This is a genomic window from Pseudoflavonifractor sp. An184 (assembly GCF_002160305.1).
Lineage (GTDB): Bacteria > Bacillota > Clostridia > Oscillospirales > Oscillospiraceae > Lawsonibacter > Lawsonibacter pullicola.
On sequence record NZ_NFKI01000119.1, the window covers coordinates 1 to 2,206 of the forward strand.

General features: G+C 61.7%; 2 protein-coding genes. One reads left to right on the plus strand and one right to left on the minus strand.

Annotated elements, in window-relative coordinates:
* Positions 1 to 88: 88 nt before the first annotated feature.
* Positions 89 to 1,069, minus strand: a complete 981-nt coding sequence (gene pta / locus B5F19_RS16620) for a phosphate acetyltransferase (protein WP_087292852.1) — start codon at positions 1,067 to 1,069, stop codon at positions 89 to 91.
* A 220-nt stretch (positions 1,070 to 1,289) separates the two neighbouring features.
* Between pta and B5F19_RS16625 the strand changes: the two genes are divergently transcribed.
* The gene (locus tag B5F19_RS16625) at positions 1,290 to 2,003 is read left to right on the plus strand and encodes a helix-turn-helix transcriptional regulator (protein ID WP_242972865.1); all 714 of its coding nucleotides are present in this window, start codon (positions 1,290 to 1,292) and stop codon (positions 2,001 to 2,003) included.
* The last annotated feature ends 203 nt before the right edge of the window (positions 2,004 to 2,206 follow it).

Sequence of the window (2,206 nt, forward strand, 5' to 3'; positions counted from 1 at the left end):
TGGGGCCCCGAGGTCTATTCCATGGCCGCGAAGCCAAAGCGAAGCGGGCCCCCAATGGGGGCCCGCCAAGAAAGTTTGCGGTAAAAGCTCAGTTCCCGGCCAGAGCAGCGGTGATGATGGCCATGGAATAGACCTCCTGGGCGTTGCAGCCGCGGGACAGGTCGTTGATGGGGGCGTTCAGGCCCAGCAGGATGGGGCCGTAGGCCTCGAAGGAGCCCAGGCGCTGGGCGATCTTGTAGCCGATGTTGCCGGCGTTGATGTCGGGGAAGATGAAGGTGTTGGCGTAGCCGGCCACCTTGGAGTCGGGGCACTTGGTCTGAGCCACGCGGGGGGAGACGGCGGCGTCGAACTGCATCTCGCCGTCCACAGGCACGTCGGGCATGGCGGCCTTGGTCTTCTCGCAGGCGTTGCGCATCTTGTCCACGTCCTCGCCCTTGCCGGAGCCGAAGGTGGAGTAACTCAGGAAGGCCACCTTGGGGTCCACGCCGAAGATCCGGGCGCACTTGGCGGTCTCCACGGCGATCTCCACCAGCTCGTCCTCGTTGGGCTTGATGTTGATGGCGCAGTCGCCCATGGCCAGCACGTCGTTGTCGCCGGTGGCGGAGGGGCGCACCAGAATGAAGCAGGAGGAGACGATCTTGTTGCCGGGCTTGGTCTTCACCAGCTGCAGGGCGGGACGGACGGTGTCGGCGGTGGAGTAGGTGGCGCCGCCCAGCAGGGCGTCGGCCTCACCCATGGCCACCAGCATGGTGCCGAAGTAGTTGCTCTTCTTCAGGGCGGCCCGGACCTCGTCCTCGGTCATCTTGCCCTTGCGCAGCTCCACCATCTTGGCCACCATGGCCTCCATGTTCTCATACTTCTCCGGGTCGATGATGACGGCGCCCCGGATGTTGAAGCCGGCGTCCTCGGCGGCGGCGCGGACCTCGTCCTCATTTCCCAGCAGGATGGGGGTCAGGAACGTACCGGACAGCAGGCGGGCGGAGGCCTCCAGAATGCGGGGGTCGGTGCCCTCGGTAAAGACGATCTTGCGGGGATGCTCTTTCAGAATGCTGATTAGTTTCTTGAACATTGTGAACCATTCCTTCCAGACAAAACTTGAAAGCGGGAAAACACCTGTTTTCAGGGTCTATGGTAGCATTTTCCGACGCAAAATGCAAGGGAAACTGCCCTTCCATTTTGCGATAATTTCAATCGTTTTATGCAAAAATTTTGCAGAAAAAAGAAATATGCTCTTTACGACAGGTATACCATCGTTTATACTATACCAAGTGTATTGATTTTCGTTTGAGGTGAGAAATTTGAACGCAGAATTTTCCCGCACCCTGTCCCTTCTGCGGCAGGAAAAAGGGGTCAGCCAGCGCACCGCCGCCGGAGTCCTGGGTATCTCCCAGGCCCTGCTGTCCCACTACGAAAACGGCATCCGGGAGCCGGGCCTGACCTTCGTGGTCAAGGCCTGCGACTACTACGGGGTGTCCGCCGACTACCTGCTGGGCCGGACCCTCACCCGGGACGGCACCACCATCGGTACTGAGGAGCTCTATGACATCAGCGACGAGAAGGACAACTCCATGCGGGGGTCGGTGCTGGCCCTGCTGTCCAAGAAGCTGCTGGTGAACTCGGTGGGCATGCTCTTCGACCTGCTGGGCAAGACGGGCAGCCGGGAGGCCATCCGGGCCGCATCCAACTACCTGTCCACCGCCCTCTATAAGGTCTACCGGCACCTGTACCACGCCAACCCGGAGAACAACCCGGACTTCTTCTCCGTCTCCCAGCGGCACTTTATGGCCGGTCTGGCCGACGCCGACATGCACCTGAGCGAGGTGGAGCTCTCCGACGCCCTGGCCGCCCACGCCAAAGCCAAAGGGAAGATGCCCGAGATGGACCACGCCGCCCTGGCCCGGGACTACCCCGTCCTGTACCAGTCCATGCTCCAGCTCATCCACAACTCCGGGGAGCGGATCAACCAGAGCTTTGCCGCCCGGGAGGGGCAGGGGAAGAAATAGTCTTTTTCCTGCATCCTTGTAGGGCGCGACGACCTCGGCGCGCCGCTCCGGAAGGTTTTCGCAGGGGATTTCGCCGCCTGCGGGCGGCGAGTTCCTTTGCCCATGGCGGCTCGTCGTCGCAATGGCCCAGGCCACCTTCTCTTGTCCCTTCGGGCCAATTCACCTTGAGTCCACTCCACTCCGTTTCCGCCTGGCGGCGAAAA